The sequence below is a fragment of the Streptomyces sp. NPDC041713 genome, assembly GCF_055591085.1.
In genome coordinates this window covers 280,772-301,524 of sequence record NZ_JBVIZY010000010.1, presented here as the reverse complement: position 1 = coordinate 301,524, position 20,753 = coordinate 280,772, and the positions used below count along the sequence as shown (strand labels likewise).

Annotated in this window: 13 protein-coding genes; 1 reads left to right on the top strand and 12 read right to left on the bottom strand. The window is 73.6% G+C overall.

Features of this window, described 5'->3' with window-relative positions; all coding sequences use genetic code 11:
• Positions 1 to 36: 36 nt before the first annotated feature.
• The 12 genes from ACZ6CV_RS28385 to ACZ6CV_RS28330 form a co-directional block, all read right to left on the bottom strand.
• Positions 37 to 1,455 carry an MDR family MFS transporter gene (locus ACZ6CV_RS28385; protein ID WP_469253530.1) on the bottom strand — a complete coding sequence of 473 codons (1,419 nt, stop codon included), beginning with the start codon at positions 1,453 to 1,455 and terminating at the stop codon, positions 37 to 39.
• Complete coding sequence (locus ACZ6CV_RS28380) at positions 1,452 to 11,474, bottom strand: amino acid adenylation domain-containing protein (RefSeq protein ID WP_469253529.1); 10,023 nt, start codon at positions 11,472 to 11,474, stop codon at positions 1,452 to 1,454. The genes ACZ6CV_RS28385 and ACZ6CV_RS28380 overlap by 4 nt, the downstream gene beginning before the upstream one ends.
• Position 11,475: 1 nt before the next feature.
• Positions 11,476 to 12,261 (bottom strand): ABC transporter ATP-binding protein, encoded by a 786-nt coding sequence (locus ACZ6CV_RS28375; protein ID WP_469253527.1) that lies wholly within the window; start codon positions 12,259 to 12,261, stop codon positions 11,476 to 11,478.
• A 34-nt stretch (positions 12,262 to 12,295) separates the two neighbouring features.
• Positions 12,296 to 13,225: a FecCD family ABC transporter permease gene (locus ACZ6CV_RS28370; RefSeq protein ID WP_469253560.1), complete on the bottom strand. Its 930-nt coding sequence runs from the start codon at positions 13,223 to 13,225 to the stop codon at positions 12,296 to 12,298.
• Positions 13,226 to 13,296: 71 nt separating this feature from the next.
• A complete protein-coding gene (locus ACZ6CV_RS28365; protein WP_469253525.1) occupies positions 13,297 to 14,331 on the bottom strand; it encodes a FecCD family ABC transporter permease in 1,035 nt (344 codons plus the stop codon).
• Positions 14,328 to 15,323: an ABC transporter substrate-binding protein gene (locus tag ACZ6CV_RS28360; protein WP_469253524.1), complete on the bottom strand. Its 996-nt coding sequence runs from the start codon at positions 15,321 to 15,323 to the stop codon at positions 14,328 to 14,330. The genes ACZ6CV_RS28365 and ACZ6CV_RS28360 overlap by 4 nt, the downstream gene beginning before the upstream one ends.
• Positions 15,324 to 15,448: 125 nt before the next feature.
• A complete protein-coding gene (locus tag ACZ6CV_RS28355; RefSeq protein WP_469253522.1) occupies positions 15,449 to 16,300 on the bottom strand; it encodes a siderophore-interacting protein in 852 nt (283 codons plus the stop codon).
• A complete protein-coding gene (locus tag ACZ6CV_RS28350; protein WP_469253520.1) occupies positions 16,297 to 16,536 on the bottom strand; it encodes a phosphopantetheine-binding protein in 240 nt (79 codons plus the stop codon). The genes ACZ6CV_RS28355 and ACZ6CV_RS28350 overlap by 4 nt, the downstream gene beginning before the upstream one ends.
• Positions 16,537 to 16,894: 358 nt before the next feature.
• Positions 16,895 to 18,274: a mycothione reductase gene (locus ACZ6CV_RS28345; protein WP_469253518.1), complete on the bottom strand. Its 1,380-nt coding sequence runs from the start codon at positions 18,272 to 18,274 to the stop codon at positions 16,895 to 16,897.
• Between the two features lie 64 nt (positions 18,275 to 18,338).
• Positions 18,339 to 18,611 carry an LPXTG cell wall anchor domain-containing protein gene (locus ACZ6CV_RS28340; RefSeq protein ID WP_469253516.1) on the bottom strand — a complete coding sequence of 91 codons (273 nt, stop codon included), beginning with the start codon at positions 18,609 to 18,611 and terminating at the stop codon, positions 18,339 to 18,341.
• 72 nt (positions 18,612 to 18,683) lie between these two features.
• Positions 18,684 to 19,451, bottom strand: a complete 768-nt coding sequence (locus ACZ6CV_RS28335) for a heparin lyase I family protein (RefSeq protein ID WP_469253515.1) — start codon at positions 19,449 to 19,451, stop codon at positions 18,684 to 18,686.
• A gap of 206 nt (positions 19,452 to 19,657) precedes the next feature.
• Positions 19,658 to 20,224, bottom strand: a complete 567-nt coding sequence (locus tag ACZ6CV_RS28330; RefSeq protein ID WP_469253513.1) for a DoxX family protein — start codon at positions 20,222 to 20,224, stop codon at positions 19,658 to 19,660.
• A gap of 185 nt (positions 20,225 to 20,409) precedes the next feature.
• Here ACZ6CV_RS28330 and ACZ6CV_RS28325 point away from each other — a divergent pair, with 185 nt between their 5' ends.
• On the top strand, positions 20,410 to 20,559 hold the full coding sequence (locus ACZ6CV_RS28325) for a hypothetical protein (RefSeq protein WP_355819660.1): 150 nt from the start codon (positions 20,410 to 20,412) through the stop codon (positions 20,557 to 20,559).
• Positions 20,560 to 20,753: the final 194 nt, after the last annotated feature.

Below are 20,753 nucleotides of genomic sequence, written 5' to 3'. Positions count from 1 at the left end.
GGGGCGGGCCCGACAGTCGCGGGCCCGCCCCCTCGCCTATGCCCTCTTGGGCCGCGTACGGGGCAGTCGCGTCGCCCCCGCCGCCGCGAGCAGGCAGAAGGCGAGCACCCACCAGAACGTGTCGCCGAACGCCGACGCGATGTCCGTGGACTCCGTCGACTCCGCGGACCGGGCGGACAGCCGGTTCTGCAGGACCACGGCGAGGGCGGCGGTGCCCACCGAACCACCCACCGTGTTCAGGAGGTTGAGGGCGCCGGACGCCCGCGGCAGGTGTTCGGGCTCGATGCGGCTGTAGACGATGTTCATCACCGGCGCGCCGATCATCGCCATACCGGTGCCGCGCACCGCGAGCGCCGCGATGATCACCGCATCGGGAGGTGCGTGGCCGAGCTGGGTGAACGGGACCGTGCCGGCGACGATCAGCACGATGCCGGTGACCACCAGGGTCCGCGGCGCCACCGTGTCGATGGTCCGGTTGACCAGGACCGATCCTGCGACGGCCCCGAGCCCCTGGGGCGCGAGCAGCAGTCCCGCCTCCCAGGGGGTCAGGCCCCGGCCCGTCTGGAAGTACAGCGGCAGCAGGAACGTCGTGCCGAACACCGACGCGCCCAGGACGAGCAGCGCGAGCGCGGCGGCGCCGAACGGCGGCCGGGTGAACAGGCGCGGGTCGACCAGCGGCGTCCCTGCGGTCCGCAGCCCGTGCACGGTGAAGGCGGCCAGCATCGCCGCGCCCGCCACCACACCGACGACGGCCGGCAGGGTGCGGCCGTGGGCCACCTCGGTCAGCCCGTAGACCAGGACGGCCAGACCGGGCGAGAGCAGCGCGGCGCCCCTGAGGTCGAACGCCGTGCGCCGCGGCGAGGGCGGCACGTCGGGCACGTACCGGCGGGCGAGGACGGCAGCGACCACGCCGATCGGCAGGTTGACCAGGAACAGCCACGGCCAGGAGGCCACCCCGAGCAGGGCGCCGCCGACGAGCGGGCCGAACACCGGGGAGAGCAGCGGGACGACGGCGACGACGCTGATCACCCGGCCGGTGCGGTGCCGTCCCGCGACCCGGGCCAGGAGCGCCTGCCCGGTGGCGGGCAGCAGCCCGCCACCGAGGCCCTGGACCACCCGGAAGACGATCAGAGCGGCCGCCGACCACGCCAGCGCGCAGAGCGCCGAGCCGAGCAGGAACACGCCCACGGCGGTGAGCCAGACCCGGCGGCCGCCGAACCGGTCGGCCAGCCAGCCGGAGGCGGGCACCGCGCCGACGACGGCCAGCAGATAGGCGGTGCTCACCCACTGGATGTCGGCGACGGAGGCGTCGAACTCCTTGGTCAGCCTGTCGATCCCGACGCTGACGACGGTGGCGTCGAGCGTCGCCATGAAGGTGCCGAGCACCAGGATGAACGCGATCCGCAGCAGGTTCCCGTCGACCCGCTCGGGCGGTGGTGCGACGTCGCTGGTCATCGCACCTCCAGGAACGTGCTGACGTCGTCGTCGAGGTGGCGGTCCAGGGAGCGGAGCAGGGCGACGAGTTCGTCGGCGAGGCCGTCGACGTCCACTCCGGCACGGTGGGCGAGGACACCCGTCCAGCCGTCGCCGTCCGGCATGACCGTCAGGGTCACCGGGTGGTGGGTGGACTCGCGGAACCGGGTGCCGACGACCGTGAGGCCGGGGGCCGGTTCGCGGAGGCGGTCGGGGTCGACCGGGTAGTTCTCGAACACGACGAGGCTGTCGAAGAGCCTGCACCGTCCGGTCAGCCGCTCCAGATCGGAGAGGGCGACGTGGTGGTGGTCGACCAACGCCCTTTGCCGGGCCTGGAGTTCGGTGAGCGTCTCCGCGAGGGTGCCGGTGAGCCGTGCCCGTACCGGCACGGTGTTGGCGAGCAGGCCGACGATTTCCTCGACGCCCGCCAGCTCCGGGGGGCGGCAGGCGACCATGGCGCCGAAGCAGACGTCGGTGCGGCCCGAGCGCCGGGCGAGCAGGACCGACCAGGCGCCCTGCACCAGCGTGTTGCGGGTCAGTCCGCGGCGTGCGGCGAGCCGGCCGAGGTCGGCCACCAGCTCCGCGTCGAAGCTGATGAGGGTGGGGTCCTGCCAGGCCGGTCCCGTGTCGCTCCCGGCGAGGTAGGCACCCTCGGGCAGTCCGTCCAACTCGGCTACCCACGCCGCGAGTTCGGGTTCGTGGTCGGCGCGCCAGCGCAGGTAGTCGCCGAACGGCACGGGGGCGGGCAGGTCGGGTGCCGTGCCGCGGACCCGCGCGGTGTAGAGGTCGAACAACTCGGTGAGGATGCGCGGCGCCGACCAGCCGTCGGACAGCACGTGGTGGCTGGTCATGACCAGGTCCGCGCGCTCGGGTCCGGTCCGGATCACCGTGAGCCGCAGCAGCGGGCCCGCGGCGAGGTCGAACGGCTCGGCCAGGTCGGCCGCGAGGACCGCGTCGGCCGGTCCGTCGACGACGCGGAAGTCCGGCGTCGGCGACTTGGGGATCACCGCGAGGTCGGCGGGGAACACGGCGCCCAAGTTGGGGTGACGGGCCAGCAGGTCGGCGCCCGCGCCGCGCAGGGCGTCGAGGTCGAGCGCGCCCGCCAGGGAGAACGTCGACTGCACGGTGTACGGGTCGGGGCGCTCGGTGCGCGAGTGCCGCAGCATCACTTCCTGGAGCGGGGTGAGCGGCTGGATCTCGGCGATCTCCCGGTCGTGGTCGAGCGCGGAGATCTCCGGTGCGGCGGCGAGGTCGAGGAGGGCGGCCCGCAGGCACGCGGCCAGCTCCGTGATCTCCTCTGCGGTGAACAGCGCGGCGGGCCAGGTGATCCGGACGCCGAGTGTGTCGTCGCGCACCAGGGCGTTGACCATCAGGGCGTGCGGCAGGGGCAGTTCGTCGGTGCCGCCGGAGCCGAGCGGGTCGGCGTCCGGGGCCGGCCGCCAGGGGGTCTCCCGGGACGGTGCGCCGGGGAACTGCCCGAGGTAGTTCCAGGCGACCTCGGGCTCCACCGGGTCGAGCAGCCCCGCCGAGGTGAGGATCCCGTACCCGAGCGCGTCTCCCTGGGCGCGCAGCCGCTCCCGGACCGCCCGTACGTCGTCGTCGGCGTGCAGCCGTACCGGGTGGACGGCGGTGAACCAGCCGACGCTCTGCGAGAGGTCGACCTGGTGCGGTCGTCCGTGGCTCTCCAGTGCCACCAGCACCTCCGGCGCGCCGCGCCACTCCCGTACCGCCCGGGCGAGCGCCGTGAGCAGGACCGCGTCCGGGGTGCTGCGGTAGGCGGCGGGCAGCGTGGTGATCAGGGCACGGGTCGACGCGGCGTCGAGGCGGAGCTCGTGGTGGCGTGCCGTCGCCACGGTGTCCCGCGCGGGGTCGAGGGGGCGGGCGGCGAGCGGCTGGGTGGCGGTCATCCGCCGCCAGTGCGGCAGTTCGGCCCGGCGGTCGGCGTCGCGCAAGGTCCGCGCCCAGCCGAGGAAGGACTCGCCGTGGCGGGCCGGGGCGTCTCCGGCGTGAGCGTGTTCCAGGTCGTCGAGGAGGATGCGCCAGGAGACGCCGTCGACGACGAGGTGGTGGGCGATCAGGACGAGCCTGCCCGGGCGCCCTGGCCCGGCGTCGACCCAGACCGCGCGCAGCAGGGGGCCGGTGCGCGGGTTCATCGTGGCGCGGGCCGCGGCGACGTGGGCGTCGATGACCGGACGCAGGGCGTCGTCGGTCGCCCGTACGCAGGTCAGTACGTCGGCGCCGGTCACCGTGCCGGGCTCGGGGATGTGCAGGGCATCCTCGGTGAGGCGGGCGCGCAGGACGTCGTGCCGGGCGAGGAGGGTGTCGAGCACGGTGTGCCAGGTGGTGGCGTCGCCGCCGGGCGGGACGCAGATCTCCGTCCACTGGCAGAACCCGTCCGCTGCCGCGCCGGCCCGGCGCAGCAGGTCCCGCATGATCGGGGTGAGCGGCGCGTCGCCGGTGGCGGGCGCCTCCCCCGCCCGCAGGGCGCGGGCGCGGGCCGCGATCCCGGCGACGGTCAGTCCCTCGAACACGTCGCGGGCGGTCAGGCCGAGGCCTTGGCGCCGGGCGCGCGAGACGACCTGGAGCGAGACGATGCTGTCGCCGCCGATGGCGAAGAAGTCGTCGTCGGGGCCGACGGCGTCGGTGCCGAGGACGTCCCGGAGGACGTCGAGCAGCACCGCTTCGGCTTCGGTCGCGGGTGCGCGCCGTGCGGCGGTGACCGTCTCGGGGGCGGGCAGCGCGGTGGGGTCGAGCTTGCCGCCGGGGCTGAGCGGCAGCCGGTCGATGGGGACGAGGGCCGTCGGCACCATGTGGTCGGGGAGCGCGTCGGCCAGGTACGCGCGCACCTGTGCGGTGTCCAGGTCGGCGCCGTCGGCCGGGATGACATACCCGACGAGCCGGCCTTCGCGCACGATCACGGCGCAGGCCCGTACGTCGGGGTGGCCGGTCAGCGTGGACTCGATCTCGCCCAGTTCGACGCGGAAGCCGCGGACCTTGATCTGGTGGTCGGCGCGGCCGAGGAACACCAGCTGCCCGTCGGGCCGCCACCGCACCAGGTCGCCGGTGCGGTACATCCGCTCGCCGGGCGGCCCGAACGGGTCGGCGACGAACCGCTCGGCGGTCAGGCCGGGGCGGCCGAGGTAGCCGCGGGCGACGCTGGGCCCGCCGAGGTACAGCTCGCCCGTCACGCCGGTGCCGGTGGGCTGGAGTCCGCCGTCGAGCACGTAGGCGCGGACATTCGGGTCGGGCAGCCCGATCGGCAGCGGACCCTCGTCCTGCGGGTCGTACTGCCAGGTCACCGCGTTGATGGTGACCTCCGTGGGGCCGTACGCGTTGAAGAGCGCCCGGCGGCCGTGTCCCCAGCGGCGGGCCAGCTCGGGGTCGAGCCGCTCGGCGCCGACGACGAAGAACACGTCGGGGTCGACGGTGCGGTCGTCGGGCATCGCGGCGAGGAACGACGGCAGCAAATTCACTCCGGTCACCCGGTGTTCGGCGATGTAGTCGAGGAGTTCGTCGCCGGGGACGCGCACTTCTTCGGGGGCGATGACGGAGGTGCCGCCGGACAGCAGCGGCACCATGGTCTGCCAGAACGCGACGTCGAAGCTGGTCGACGCGAAGTGCAGGTAGCGGTCGTGTTCGGTGACGCCGACGACCTCCTCCTGCAGGGCGATCAGGTCGGGCACGCCGCGGTGGGTCACGCCGACGCCCTTGGGCCTGCCGGTGGTACCGGAGGTGTAGATGACGTACGCGAGGGCGTCGTCGGTGAGCTTCGCGCGGGCCTCGGCCGGGTCGGTGTCGGGTACGGAGGCGAGGGTGGCCGGGTCGTCGAGGCGCAGGACCGGGATCTCGCGGGCGACGGGCAGTTCGGCGCCGGTGGAGACGACGGCGGCCGGGGCGATGTCGTCGAACATGAACGCGAGCCGCTCGCGCGGGTAGCTCGCGTCCATCGGCACGTACACCGCGCCCGCCTTGGCCACGCCGAACAGGGCGACGGTCATCTCGACGTCGCGGCCGAGCAGGACGGCGACGGAGTCCTGGGGCCGCACCCCGTGTGCGATGAGCGCGTGGGCGAGCCGGTTGGCCCGCCGGTCGAGCTCGGCATAGCTGAGGCTGCGGTCGCGGCAGACCAGGGCCTCGGCGTCGGGCTTGCGGTCGACCCAGGCGGCGAACTCCGTCAGCCAGTGGCCGCGGGTCTTGGCGGGGACGGTCTCGGTGCCGGTGCGCAGGATCCGCTCGCGCTCGTCGGGGTCGAGCGTGGGCAGCCGGAGCGCGGGGCGCGCCGGGTCGGCGACGAGTTCGCGCAGCAGGGTGTGCAGCCGGCGGCCGTGGTCGCGCACGGTGGCGGCGTCGAAGGCGCGCGGCTGGTAGCCGAGGCCGATGGTGATCTCGTCGTCGGGGATGACGATCACGGTCAGGGCGTAGTGCGTGGCGTCGGTGATGTCGACGCCGGCGAGGTCGAGGCCCGGGGCGAGCGGGGTGCGCTTACGGCTGGACAGCGGGAAGTTCTCCATCACCAGCATGGTGTCGAAGAGTTCGCCGACGCCCACCGCCCGCTGGATCGCGGGGAGTCCGACGTGGTGGTGCTCGGCCAGTGCGACGCTCTCGGCGTGCACCTGGGCCATGAGGTCCCGCGCGGTCTGGTCCTGGGTGTGCCGGACGCGGACCGGGATGGTGGTGCCGAGCTGGCCGATCATCGACTCCACGCCGTCGACCTCGGCGGGCCGCCCGGAGACGGGGCAGCCGAAGACGACGTCGCGGCGGCCGGTGAGCCTGCCGAGGAGCAGGCCCCAGGCGGTCTGCAGGACGGTGGTCAGGGTGACGCCCTGTTCGCGGGCGAAGGCGCGCAGCCGGTCGCTGAACTCCCTTCCGAGCGTGATGGTTTCGCGGCAGGGGCGCTGGACGCCGCTCTCGACGCTCGCGGGCGCGAGGCGCGTCGCGTCGTCGACGCCGGCCAGCGCGTCCCGCCAGGCGGTGAGCGCCACGTCGTGGTCGCGCCCCGCCAGCCAGTGGAAGTACTCGGACAGGGGCGGGGCGGCGGGGGCGGCGGGGCCGCCGCTCAGCTCGGCGTAGAGGGCGAGCAGGGCGCGGCCGACGAGCGGCATCGACCAGCCGTCGAGCAGCGCGTGGTGGTTGGTGATGACCAGCTTGTGCTCGGCTAGTCCGACGCGGGACAGCAGGAAGCGGATCAGCGGGGGCCGTGCCGGGGCGAAGGGGCGTTCCAGGTCGGCGCGGGCGGCCTCCGGGAACCGGTCGTCCTCGCGCCAGTCAAGGGTGACGTCGGCGGGGACCACCTGGACGACGTCGTCCCCCGCCGTGGCCAGGTGGACGCGCAACGCGGGGTGGCGGCGCAGCAGTTCATGGGCGGCCTCGGCCATCCGGCCGGCTTCGAGGTCGCCGACGAGGGTGGTCACGGCCTGGACGACGTAGACGTCGGCGTCCTGGTCGTCGCGGACCAGGGTGTGGAAGGAGAGGCCGACCTGCAGCGGGGTGGCGGGCAGTACGTCGGCGATGCGGCCGGTGCGTTCGATGGCGTCGATGGCGGCCTGGTCGAGATCGACGTGCTCCAGGTCGGAGGGGGTGAGCCCGCCGGAGGTGTGGCGCGCGTGCTCGGCCAGCGCGTCCAGCGTCGCGGCCCAGGTGTCCCGCAGGGCCGTCACGGTGGCCGCGTCGAGCACCTCGGAGGCGGCCGTCCACTCGACGGCGAGCCGGGGCGCGCCCTCCTCGTGGACGAAGCAGTTGAGGGCGAGCACCTGTTCCAGTGCCTTGGCGCCGGGCTCGGTCACCGAGAACGCGTCGCGCTCGGGCAGCCGCCAGCCGGTGCCGGGCAGGGACCCGAACCGGCCGAGGTAGTTGAGCAGCACGTCCGGGGGCGGCACGGCTCCGAGCTCCGGGCTGCTCTGCGGGTCCAGGTGGCGCAGGACTCCGTAGCCGATGCCGCCGTCGGGGACGGCGCGCCGGGCCTCCTTGGCCGCGCGCAGTGCGCGTCCCGCCTCGCCCTCCATGGGCACCCGCACCGGGTACTCGCCGGTGAACCAGCCGACCGTGCGGGACAGTTCGAGGTGTTCGCGGCCGTGGCCCTCCAGGGAGACGGTGACCGCGTCCCCGGGCAGGCCCCAGGCGCGCAGGGTGAGGGCGAGGGCGGCGAGGAGCACCTCGTCGACGCCGGCGCGGTAGGCCGCGGGCAGCGTGGTGAGGAGGGCCTCGGTGGTCTCCGGCGACGCCACGGTGGTCGACCGGTGGGCGGTCGACACGGTGTCGCGCGCCGGGTCGAGGGGGCGGGCGCCGAGCCGGGTGGCGGAGCCGAGCGCGGTCCGCCAGTGGTCGAGTTCGCCGCGTCGCGCGCCGGACTCGCCCTGGGCGGCCAGGTCCAGGGCGTGGCGGCGCCATGAGGTGCCGGTGGGTTCGAGGGCGGCGCCCGTGCAGGCCGCGTACAGGTCGGGGAGCAGGATGCGCCAGGACACGCCGTCCATGGCGAGGTGGTGGACGACGACGACCAGCACATCGGCTTCGTCGCCAGCGGTGCGGATCAGGGTGGCGCGCACCAAGTCGCCGGTACGGGGGCCGAGTTGACCGGCGAGGTGCTCGGCCACGGTGGTCGTGTCCGCGCCGTGCATCTCGTCGACGACGGCACGCACGGCACCGCGGGGCAGCACCTCCAGGCCGCCGCGGGGCAGCACCTCCAAGCCGTCGCGGGGCAACGCCTCCAGCCCGTCGTCCACGCGCAGCCGCAGCGCGTCGTGGTGGTCGAGCATGGCCTGGACGCCGGCGACGAGGTCGGCGCGGTCGAGTGCGTCGACGCTCAAGGCGGTCCACTGCGCGTACCCGGCGACGACGTTCACGTCCGGGTGCGGGTCGAGCAGGCCGCGCACGATGGGCGGCGCGGGGACCGGCCCGGTCGGCTCGTCCACGGGTCCGGCGGCCTCCTCGACGAGCCGGGCGGAAGCGGCGAGGGCGGCGAAGCTGCGGCGGGCCAGGAGGTCGCGCGGCCGCAGGTCGAGGCCCTTGGCCCGGAGCCGGCTGCTGAGGGTGATGGCGGTGATGCTGTCGCCACCGAGCGCGAAGAAGTCGTCGTCGACACCGACCCGTTCGACCTCGAACACCTCGGCGAGTACGGCGCACAGCAGCCGCTCCCGTTCGGTGCCGGGCTCCCGGCCGCCGCCGAAGGAGGCGGGGGCGGGCAGGGCGGCGCGGTCGAGCTTGCCGTTGGGGGTGAGCGGGAGCGTGTCGAGGACGACGACCGCGGCGGGCACCAGGTGGTCGGGCAGCCGTTCGGCCAGCAGGTCGCGCACCGCGCCCGCGGTGACCGAGCTGGACACCACGTAACCGATGAGGCGGGAGGAGCGGATGGTGGCGGCCGCCGCGGTGACGCCGGGCAGCGCGCCGAGCGCGGCCTCGACCTCGCCGGTCTCGACCCGGTGGCCGCGGATCTTGACCTGTCCGTCGGCGCGGCCCAGGTACTCCACGCCCCGGCCGGGCACCCAGCGGGCCAGGTCACCGGTGCGGTACATCCGTTCGCCCGGAGCGCCGAAGGGGTCGGCGACGAACCGTTCGGCGCTCGCCCCGGGCCTGCCGAGGTAGCCGCGCGCGAGGTGCGGTCCCGCCAGGTACAGCTCACCCGTACGACCGTGCGGCACCGGCTGCAGGGCGCTGTCGAGGAGGTGGACGCGGGTGCCCGCGAGGGGGTGGCCGATCGTCGGGGTGTCGCCTTCGATCCGTGCGGTGGTGGCGTCGACGGTGGCCTCGGTGGGCCCGTAGAGGTTGCGCGCGGTGATCCCGGAGGCGGCGACGCGCCGCCACAGGGCGGGCGGGGTGGCCTCGCCGCCGAGGACGAGCAGCGCCGGGCGGCGCTCCAGGAGCCCGCCGTCGATCAGCGGCGTGGCCATGGAGGGCGTGGTGTCCACGATGTCGATGCCGTCGCGGTCGTACGCGGTGAGCAGCGCGTCGGCGTCCCGGACGGTGTCGGCGTCGTAGACGTGCAGTTCATGGCCGCACAGCAGCCAGACCAGGTGATCGAAGGCCGAGTCGAACGCGAACGAGTAGGTGTGGGAGGCGCGCAGGCGTCGGCCGGTGGCGCGTTCGGCCTCGGCGACGACCGTGGCGCGCTGGTGGTGCAGGAGCGCGGCGAGTCCGCCGACCCGGCCGAGCACGCCCTTGGGCCGGCCGGTGGACCCGGAGGTGTGGATCACGTAGGCGAGGTGCTCGGGGTGGCGGGGCGCGGCCAGTTCGGCGGCGGTCAGCGGCGCGCCGGAGAGGGCGGCGGCCTCGTCGAGCAGGGTGTGCCAGGCCAGCCCGTCGACGGCGTCGGTGGCGGTCAGGACGAGGGCGGGGCGGGCGTCGTCGAGCAGGTCGCGCAGCCGCTCCGCCGGGTGGGCGGTGTCCAGGGGCAGGAACGCGGCGCCCGCGTCCATGACGGCGAGCAGGGCGGTCACCGAGTCGGCGGAGCGCGGCAGGGCCAGCGCAACGATGTCCTCGGCCCCGATGGAGCGGGCCCGCAGCGCACGGGCGACGCGGTGCACGCGGTCGGCCAGCGCGGCGGCCGTCAGCCGGTGCTCGCCGCAGACCAGTGCCGTGCCGTCGGGGTCGGCGGCGGCCATCGCGTCGAACGCCGTCGGCACGTCGAGGGGTGTGCCGGGCAGGGCGGGCGGGCACCGGTCCGCGAGGAGCCGGTCCGCGTCGTCGGCCAGGGCGATGCGTCCCACGGGCAGGCCGTCGATCAGCCGGGAGAGCAGGGTCCGCAGCGCGGCGAGGAGGGCGTCGACGGCGGCCTGGTCGTTGGTCCGCGCGTCGACCTCGAAACCGAGGAGCAGTCCGCCGTCGCGGGCCGGCAGGACGCTCAGGCCCATGTCCTCCGGCGGCCCGCCCGCGACGTTGCGCATCACGCCGCTCGCCCCGGCGAAGTCGAGGGCCAGGTCGAAGGCCTTGAGGTTGATCCCGCGGCCGTGCAGCAGCGCGCCCGCGCCGGGCACGCCGAGGTCGCGCGGCAGGTCCTCGCCTCGGTAGCGCTGGTGGTCGCGCATCTCCTTCAGCACGGCGGCGACCCGGTGGCTCAACTCGCCGAGTACGTCGCCGGGTTGGACGGTCAGCCGGACCGGGAGGATGTTGACCGCCATGGCGGGGGTGCGCAGTTCGACCGAGCCGGCGCGGCACATCAGCGGAAGGGCGAACACGATGTCGGTGCGGCCGAGCATGCGGTGCAGGAAGGCGGCGTAGCCGGCGATCAGCGCCTCGCCCCAGGTGACGCCCTGCTCGTCGGCGTAGGCGCGCAGCCGGGCCGTCTCCTCGGGCGAGAGGGCGGCGCGGGCGGTCAGGGTGGTGCCGGGCGCGCCGACGGCGGCGTCGTGCTCGCCGAGGTCGGGCAGCGGGGTGAACCGCTCGACCCAGTACGCGCGGTCCTCGCGGGCCCGGTCGCTCGCCCGGTAGGCGAGGTCGGCGGCCACGAAGTCGGCGAAGCCGCCGAAGGTTGACGCGCGCGGGTCGGTCCCGTGGACCAGGGCGGTGTAGCGGGCGGCGGTGCGGCGGGCGAGCATCGCCGCGGTGTAACCGTCGAAGACCAGATGGTGGCCTAGTTGGGTGTACCAGACCTCGCGGTCGGAGAGCCTGATGACGGTACGCGCGTACAGCGGCCGGTCCACCATCCCCCGGCACGCCTCGCCCACCCGGGCCCGCTCCGCGTCGACGAGGGCGTGGGCCGCGGCGACGGGGTCGGCCTCCCCGCTCACGTCGACGATCCGGGGCGGCGGGACCGGTTCCTGATCCACCTTCTGGCGCGGCCCTTCGGGAGTGTCGTACACCCGCAGCCGTAGCGTCTCGGCCTCCTCGGTGGTGGCCCGGACGGCCTCGACGAGCGCGTCGACGTCGACGGGGTCGCCGCCGGATATCTCCACCACGTCGCCGGCGACGTAGTACGGCGAGTCCGGTTCCAGGCGCTGCGCGTTCCAGATGCCGATCTGGGCGCCGGTCAGCGGGAGCAGGCCGTCCGAGGAGACGCTTGCGGTGCTCAACTCATTCTCCTTGCAGGGTGGGGACGACCATCGGCGTGTCGGTCACCGGGTCGGGGACGATGACGCTCGGCAGGTCGAAGACGTCCTTGATCAGGGCGGCGTCCACGATGTCCGTGGGGTCGCCCTCGGCGGCCACCCGGCCGTCCTTCATGGCGACGAGGTGGTCGGCGTAGCGGCACGCCTGGTTGATGTCGTGCAGGACGGCGATGACGGTGCGGCCCTGGTCGCGCAACGCGGCCAGCAGGCCGAGCAGTTGGTACTGGTGGGTGATGTCGAGGAAGGACGTCGGCTCGTCGAGCAGCAGGTGGGGCGTCTCCTGGGCGAGCACCATGGCCATCCACACCCGTTGGCGCTGTCCGCCGGAGAGTTCCCGCACCGGCCGTTCGGCGAGGTCGCTGACGCCCGCGGCGTCCATCGCCCCGGTGACGGCCTTCTCGTCGGCGGCGGACCACAGCGCGAGGAGCGACTGGTACGGGAAGCGGCCCCGGCCGACCAGTTGGCGGACCTTGATGTCGTCGGGGGCCTGCGGGTCCTGCGGCAGGAAGCCGAGCTGCTTGGCGAGGGCCTTGGCCGGGTAGCCGGCGACCTCGCGGCCGTCGAGCTCGACGTGGCCGCTGTCGGGGCGCAGCAGCCGTACGAAGGCCCTCAACAGGGTTGACTTGCCACAGCCGTTGGGGCCGACGACGGCGGTGAACGCGCCGTCGGGGACATCGAGGCTCAGCCGGGTGGAGACCACGCGGTCCCCGTAGCGCAGGGTGAGGTCCCGCGCGGTCAGGCGTGCGGTCATGCGCGCACCACCTCCTTGGTCAGCGGGCGGGCGCTCACGCGCGCCTCACCTCCTTGGTCAGCAGCCAGATCAGGTAACAACCGCCGATCGCGGTGCTCACCACGCCCACCGGCAACGCGACGGGCGCCAGCAGCATCTGGGCGATCAGGTCGGCGCCCAGGAGCAGCACCGCCCCGGTGAGCGCCGCGGGCAGCAGCGGGACACCGGCGGCGCCGGCGAGCCGGCGGCCGATCTGCGGGGCGGCGAGCGCGATGAACGCGATCGGCCCGGCCACCGCGGTCACCGTCGCCGTGCAGCCGACGCCGACGAGGACCATCACGAGGCGGAGCCGGTCGAGGCCGACGCCGGTGGTGACGGCGACGGCGTCGCCGAGCGACGCTTGGTGCATGGCGTGCGCCCGGATGGCCATGAAGGCCAGCAGCACGCCGATCACCGTGAACGGGATGCCGAGGTCCGCCCAGCCGACGCCGTTGAGCGACCCGGCGCTCCAGCTGACCGCGGCGATCGCCACCTCCAGGTCGGCGCGGAGCACGATCCACGAATTGACCGCGGTCACCATCGCGTTGACGGCGATGCCGATGACGACGAGGCGGAGTCCGGAGAAGCCCCGGTCGATGGAGAGGAGGTAGATGGCGGCCGCGACGACGAGTCCGCCGGTCACGGAGCCGACGGCCAGTTGGGCGGAGGTGCCGGACAGGGCGGTGAGGGCGACGAGGGCGCCGGTGTAGGCGCCCGCGTCGAGGCCGATGACGTCGGGGCTGCCCATCGGGTTGCGGGTGAGGTTCTGGAAGAGGGCCCCGGCCACGCCGAGTGCGGCGCCGAAGACCAGAGCGGCGAGGACCCGCGGCAGCCGCCAGTCCGAGATGACGACGGAGGGTTCCGTGCCGCTCAGTGCGGAGAACACCTCGGCGGGGGTGGACCAGGACGCGCCGTAGCAGAGTCCGGTCAGGGCGAGGGCGAGCATCAGGGGGACCAGTACGGCGACGAGCACCACCGTGCGGCGTTCGGCCCGCAGTCCGCGGACGTGCAGCAGGCTCACAGCGACTCCGCCCCATGGCGGCGGACGGCCCAGATCAGCATCGGGCCGCCGAGGAAGGCGGTGACGATCGCCACCGGCACCTCGCCGGTGGGCAGCAGCACGCGCGAGCCGATGTCGGCGATCAGCAGCAGGATCGGCCCGAGGACCATCGAGTGGAGCAGCAGCCACGGCACCGATCCGCCGGCCGGCCTGCGCACCAGGTGCGGCACGATCAGCCCGACGAACAGGATCGGCCCGGCCACCGCCGTCGCCGCCCCGCTCAACACGGTGATCAGGACGAGAGCGAAGGACCGTACGCGGACCACGCTCGCACCCAGGGTCTGCGCCACGTTCTCGCCGAGCGCCAGCGCGTTGAGGGCCCGGCTCAGCAGCAGGGCGCCGAGCAGGGACACCGCGATGGCGGTCAACGGCCAAGCCAGCGGTGCCTGTTCGCGGGACGCGAGCGAGCCGACCGACCAGAACCGGTAGACGTCGAAGGTGTCGGGGAGCATCAACCGCAGCCCCAGAGCGATGCCGCCGAGCACCGCGGTCAGGGCCACGCCGGTGAGCACGAGGCGCAGCGGGGAGCTGCGCCCGACGGCGGCGACGAGGAGCGCGGCGAGCACCGAGCCGGTGACCGACCAGCCCAACTGGCCGGTCTGCCCGGCGGCGAGGCCGAGTCCGGAGCCGACGGTGATGGCGAACCCGGCGCCCGCGGTGACCCCGAGGATGCCGGGCTCGGCCAGCGGATTGCGGGCCAGCGTCTGGATCAGCGCGCCCGCCACCGCGAGGGCCGCGCCCACCGCGACGGCGAGCAGCGCGCGGGGCGCGCGGACGTCGCGCACGATCACGTGGTCGTCGGTGCCCCGGCTGTCGACGAGGGCGCGGACGACCTCGGTGGGTGCGATGTGCCGGGCGCCGACGCCGACGCTCAGCACGGCGACCACCAGGAGCAGGACGACTCCGCCTGTGAGGAGGGCGATCTGCGGTCCGATCCGTGGGCCGGCCCGCCGGGTTGCGAGCGCCTCGGGGGCGCGGCCCGCGACGGTCACCGCTTCAGGAGCGGCGCGAACGACGTGTCGATCGCGTCCAGGGTCCGCATGGCCTGGCCGTAGGTGGCGGCCTCGGTGTAGCGCAGCGGGAAGGTCTTGCCGGCCTTGACGGCGGGCAGGTTCTTCCAGAGCTTGGAGTCCATGACGTACTTCACCGGCTGCGGGATGCTCCCGTCGGCGTTGACCGAGTACGTGATGGCGTCGGCCTCGCCGAGCGCGTCGGGGAGCTCTTCGAGGGAGGGGTACTCGCTGACGGCGCGCGAGCCGGGGCCCTTCTTCTTGACCTTGCCGTAGTACGTCGCGCCGACGTCCTCGGCGATGTTGGTGCCCCAGGAGTGGCCGAACTCCCGCTGCCAGGTGCCCTTGGCGCTCTCGCCGTACGCGCCGACGTGGCCCAGCTTCAGCTGCGGGAGCACCTTGCGGTACTTCTTCGCCAGCTTCGCGGCCTTGGCCTCGTAGGTGTCCTTGATGGCGTCGAACTTCTCGAGCCCGCCCGCCGCGTCGGCCTGCTGACGCGACTGCTGACGCCACATGGACGGCACGGTCGGACCGATCGCCACGACGGGCGCGATGGACTCGAGACGCTTGACGTCGACGTCGCCGAGGGCCGGCTTCGGCACGCCGATCACGATCAGGTCGGGCTTCGCCTCGGCGACGGCCTCGTAGTTGGTCTCGGCCGCCTGCTCGCCCGCCACCTTGGGGAGCTTCTTGTACGCGGTGAGATCCCGCTTGCTCATCATCGGCTCGCCGCGCTTCCACGACGAGACCCCGACCAGCGGCACATGGGCCTCGATCAGGACGGGCACGGCGTAGCCGGTGGCGACCACACGCTTCGGGTCGGCGGGGATCTTGATCTTGCCGTTGTCGGCGGCGAACACCCGGGTCGAGCCCTTCCCGGAGTCCTTCGAGCCACCGTCCGACGACCCGCACCCGGTCAGCGCCAGGGCCAGCGCCACGGCACCGATCAGCCCCGACGATCTGCGTATGGACATACGTTCACTCCTTGTTGCTTAGGTAAGGCTCACCTTAGTTGATGTTTTCGGGGGACAGGACACCCCGGGATCCGAACCGTTCCGCCCGACCTCCGGTCAGCGGCCTCGGCCGGTCGGCCGTGGCGTCAGTGGTCGTCCTCGTCGAAGTCGGCGACGCCGCGCTTCCAGTAACCGGTGATGTCGTGGTCCGCCTTGCCGAGCCCCAGCTCGTCACGGACCCAGCGGCGCAGCGGCTTGATCTGTCCCGCCTCGCCGGCGACCCACACGTACAGCCGCTCCCCCTCCGGTACGGTCACCGCGGTCACGGCACGCTCCAACGCGCCGCCGGTGCCCGCCGGGAGAGCTCCCCGGTGCAGCCAGTGCACCTCGAAGCCCTCGGGCGCCGCGAGCTCGATCTCCTCCGCGGCGCCCGCGACTTCGACGAAGGCCCAGCCCTTCGCGGCCCGGGGCAGCTCTTCGAGGCGACGGGCGATGGCGGGCAGGGCGGTGAGGTCGCCCGCGAGGAGGTAGCGGTCGTAGGTGTGCGGGACGATCAGACCGCCGGGCGGGCCCGCCACGTGCACGCGTGCGCCCGGCTCGACCCGGTGCGCCCAGTCCGAGGCGAGTCCGCCGTCGTGCGGGACGATGTCGATGTCGAGCTCACGGGCGGCCGGGTCGTACCGGCGCACGGTGTACTCCCGCGAGGTGGGGGCGGGCCGCGGCCAGCGCAGCATCGACCCGTTCCGCTCGGGCAGCCGCAACGACCCGTCCGGCTCGGGGAAGATGAGTTTCACGTGCTCGTCCGGCGCGTGCGACTCGAACCCCTCGACGCCCGTGCCGCCCAGGGTCAGCCGCAACAGACCGGCGCCGACCATCGCCGTGCGGACGACCTCGGCCTCGCGCAGACCGATCGGGTAGGCCACCTTCTCGGCGTGCAGCCCTTCCCGCACCTCGGCGATCCGCTCCAGGTGCCGGTGGCGGTGGTCGACCCGTCTCATGCGGCACGCCCCGTCAGGAGCACGGTCCAGTGGGCCAGTTCGGGCTGCTCGGCCAGGTCGGGGAATTCCAGCGCCCCGGCACCCGCGGCGCGCCACCGCTGAACCAGCGTCATGATCCGCACCGAGTCGAGCCCGAGGTCGAAGAGGTCCTCCCCGGGCATGATCTCGGCGGGGTCGCAGTCGAGCAGCTCCGCGATGTCGGCGCGGACACGCTCGGGCGACAGGGTCTGGCTCATCGGATGACTCCTTCGGGACGGTCACTGCTCGCCGCCGCGGTCTGCGCGCGCCGACGAGCGGTGGCTGTACGGGCATACATGGATACGGGGATACGGGCATGGGGATACGGGGGGCGCTCCCCCACCCGGCGCGGCGAAACAGGCAGCGTCGACGCAGCGCAGCACGCGCCTCCCCTCCCCCACAGCTACCGAGGTAAGGCTAACCTAACTTACGCAGCAGAAGGGCGTGAAGAAGGGGAGGCACACCCTGTGACCTCCCCTGACTCCACGCCTGCGCCGCCGCGTCACATCGCGGCAGCGACCGGCCCGTTGACCGCACAGGGCGGGCCGGCAACTCCCGCCGTACCACCCGTGACCGTCACGCGCCCTCCCCCACGTCAAGATCACGCAGCGCGTTGTCGACGACCTCGGTGAGGGCCGGGTGGATCCACAGCGGGCGTTCGGCGAGCTCCCGTGCCCCCAGCCCGAAGGTCATGGCGAGGACGAACGACTGGATGAGGGTGGCGGCCTGCGGACCGAGCACGTGCGCGCCGAGCAGGCGTCCGGAAGCGCGGTCGGCGAGCACCTTGCAGAATCCCTGCGTGTCCTCCAGCGCCCAGCCGTACGCCACGTCCTCGTAGCGGCACGTCCCGATCGCGTAGTCCAGGCCCTGCTCCGCGGCCGCCTGTTCGGTGAGGCCGACCTGGGCGATCTGGGGGCGGGTGAAGACGGCCGAGGGCACCACGTCGTACGACATCGTGCGGGGCTCGTCGGGGTGGAGGAGGTTGTGGGCGACCACCTCGCCCTCCCGGTTGGCCACGTGCTTCAGGGGCGGCCCGGGGACGATGTCGCCGAGGGCCCACACGTTGTCGGCACTCGTGCGCAGTTGCTCGTCGACCTCGATCAGGCCGTTGTCGTCGCAGGTGACGCCGGCCCGGTCCAGGTCGAGCCGGTCACTGTTCGGCGTGCGCCCGACGGCGACGAGCAGGGTGTCGGCCTCGATCACCGAGTCGTCGTCGAGCGTCAGCCGCAGCGCGCCGGGACTCCCCTCCACGCGGACCAGTTCGCGGCCGAGCCGCAGGTCGTGGACGGGGCGCACGATCTCGGTGAACGCCGAGGCGACCGAGGTGTCCTGCTCGGCGAGGAGCTTGTCCCGCTTCTCCACGACGGTCACGGAGGTGCCCGCCGCGTGGAAGACGTGGGCCAGCTCGGCGGCGATGTAGCCGCCGCCGAGGACCACCATGCGCCGGGGCACCTCGTCGAGCCGCATCACGGTGTCGGACGTCTCGTAGGGCAGCCCCGACTCGGCGACCACGGGCGGCACCACGGGGCGCCCGCCCGCGGCCACGACGATCCGGTCCGCGCTCACCGGCACGGGACCGTCCGCCGTGTCCACCAGCAGTTCCCGCTCGCCGGTGAACCGTGCGCGCCCCCGGTACACGGTCACGAAGTCGTCGTCGCGACGGCCGTCCTCGCCGTCCCGCGAGGTGGCGTCGAGCCGCCCGAAGACGCGCTCCTGGACGTCCGGCCAGGCGATGCCCTCCAGGTTCGCCCGTACGTCGTGCCGGCCGGAATCGCGGACCGTGTCGGCCACCTCGGCCGTCACGGCGAGCATCTTGCTGGGGATGCAGCCCGCGTTGAGGCAGGTGCCGCCGAAGGGCCCCTCCGCGACGAGGGCGACGTCGAGGTGCGCGAAGCGGTCGTCGATCACCGCGTTGCCGGTGCCCACGCCGAGGACGAGAAGATCATGGTGTCGCATATGCGGAGCGTATCCAGGTATGCCGCTCGCACACCTCTTGTACGCACCTACGGGCCGTACGCACCTACAGGTGGCGCGGCGGGCTGTTGCGGATCACCGAGCGGCGGGCCCACAGCGCGCACCCCAGGAGCACGAGCCCGGCGAACGAGTACACCCACGCGTTCGTCTCGCCCGTGGCCGCGCCGATCGCCCAGACCAGCGACCACAAGGCCAGCAGGACGCACAGACCCGTCCAGGCCACGCCCCACATCCGCTGGCGCGCCTCGAGTCGCTGCGACGTACCGCGTTCCATCTCCCCCATGGCGGGCGGTCCACTGTGCTCTTCATGCGTCGTCATACTCCGCCGAATGCCCCGGACTCCGTGAACCAACCTCCACGGCGCGATGGTCCAACTTCCGCCGCAGCGCGGTCAGTCGACGTCCGACCGGGCCTGCCCCAGCGCGAGCCCGTCGATCCAGTTGATGGACGCCGTACTCGTGTCGGTGCCCCAATAAGTGCCCCAGCGCGGCTTGTTGCCGAGGTCGTCCCAGGTGCGGGCGCCGGTGCGGGAGGCGATCTCCTCTCCGTCAAGGTAGACGGAGATCTTGCCCGAGCTGCCCGAGCTGGTGGTGATGCCGAGCTGGATCGCGTGCCAGGCACCGGCCGACCACGCGGCGGAGCCGATGGGCGTCCACACCTCGCCGGGCGCGACGTACCAGACCTTCAGCTTCCCGTCCTCCACCTTCATGATCACGGGATAGTTCTGGCTGTGCTGGTCGTTGGTGCCGTTCGACTTCCACTGGAAGACGGTCTGGGCCTCGCCCGTCTTGGTCATCGAGTCCCAGCCGAACCAGTAGGTGCCGCCCTCCCGCCAGGGGTACTCGCCGGACGCGGTCCGCACGTTGTGCGCCTCACAACGCGGCACGCCGATGGGCTTGTTGAACTTGAAGATGTCGCCGCGCGAGCCGCCCCAGTTGTCGACGGTGACGCTCCCCGGCGACTCGCACAGGGTGGTGCCGAACACGCCGAGTCCGTTCGAGGCGTCTCCGTCCCACAGCACACTCCTGGTCTCGCCGGGCCTCTTGTCGCGCTCGGGGGCCGGGGCGCCGCTGGACTCGGGGGCGGCGAGGACCCAGGCGGCGAGGACGGCGACGGCGACGCCGCCCGCCGAGGTCAGTGTCTTCCCGGTACGGTGCACGGCTGCTCCTGCGCGTCGGGGAGGGTGGCGGATTCGGCCACCGGCCGAGAATGGCACCGGCCCGCAGGGACAGCAAGCGCTTTCACACCGGAGATTCCGACCTTCACGACTCCGGCACGCGACACCCGAACGGCGCACCACCGGAGTACCGATGACGCGCCGTCAGGTCCACTGTCGGGTCGGCCGGTCGCAGCCCCGGCCCCTCCTCACAGATGCCGCGTGACGGCCTGCTGCGCGCTCTCGGACATCGAGCGGACCGTCCCCACGGCGCCCTCCGCCGCCCCGCTCAGCGCGTTCACGGCGTCGCGTCGGGCGCGCCGGGCGGTGCGCCGCCCCGTCACCGCGGCGGCGCGGCCGCGGTAGGCGACGGACGGCTTGCCGTGCGTGTCGGCCGCCGCGATCAGGAGTCCGCCGAACAGCGAGACGTTCTTGATGAACTGGGTGCGCTGGGTGGCCCGTTGCTCGGGGTCCTTCTCCTTCCACCAGGCGTGCCCGGCCAGGGTCGTCGGCACCAGCGTGCCGGCCAGCGCGAGGGCGGCCACCCGCGGCACCCGCCCGGTCGCGAGCATCAGGCCTGCGCCCAGCTGCACCGCACCGTTGATGCGGACCAGCTTCTCGGGGTCCTCGGGCAGCCAGGAGACCCGGGAGGCGACGGGGGCCGCGAGCGGCTCGACGGCGGGTGCCGCGCGCTCCGGGTTACGGAGGGTTTGCGCCCCGCCGCTGACGAAGACGGAGGCGAGCATCGGACGTGCGCATTTCCTGAGAAGAGCCATGTCTTTCGGCTTCCCGCAAAGGCCGCCTCCAGACACGTTTTCGCGCCGAACGGGTCACAGGGCCGCACTCCCCCGGCGTCCGCACGGGCCGATCTGGGTACGGGCGCGGCTACGGGGTACCGGAGCAGCAGCCCGACGACAACCACACATCCGCCGCCACGGCGGTGAGAACCCGGGAGGACCTCATGGCCGGACTGATCGCACGTCTCAAGGCCTACAGCCGCACCCCGCAGGGCCGGCAGACCGTCGACACGGTGCGCCGCGCCGCCGCCGACCCGCGCAAGCGGGCGCAGGCCCGTTCGCTGCTCACGCGTCTGCGCGGACGCCGCCACTGACCCCCGGCCCCTGACCGCGGCCACTGACCCGCCGCCCTCGCACGGCGAACCGGGCGGAGTCCGATGAGTCTCCCTGCGATGAGTTTCTCCACGTCCCGGGGTCTTCAGGGATAGTTGGTGCACCGGGCCGGACCGTCGGCCTTCGGGGCACCGACCGACCGTGTCCCGAACACCCGATGCACCCAGGAGAAGCC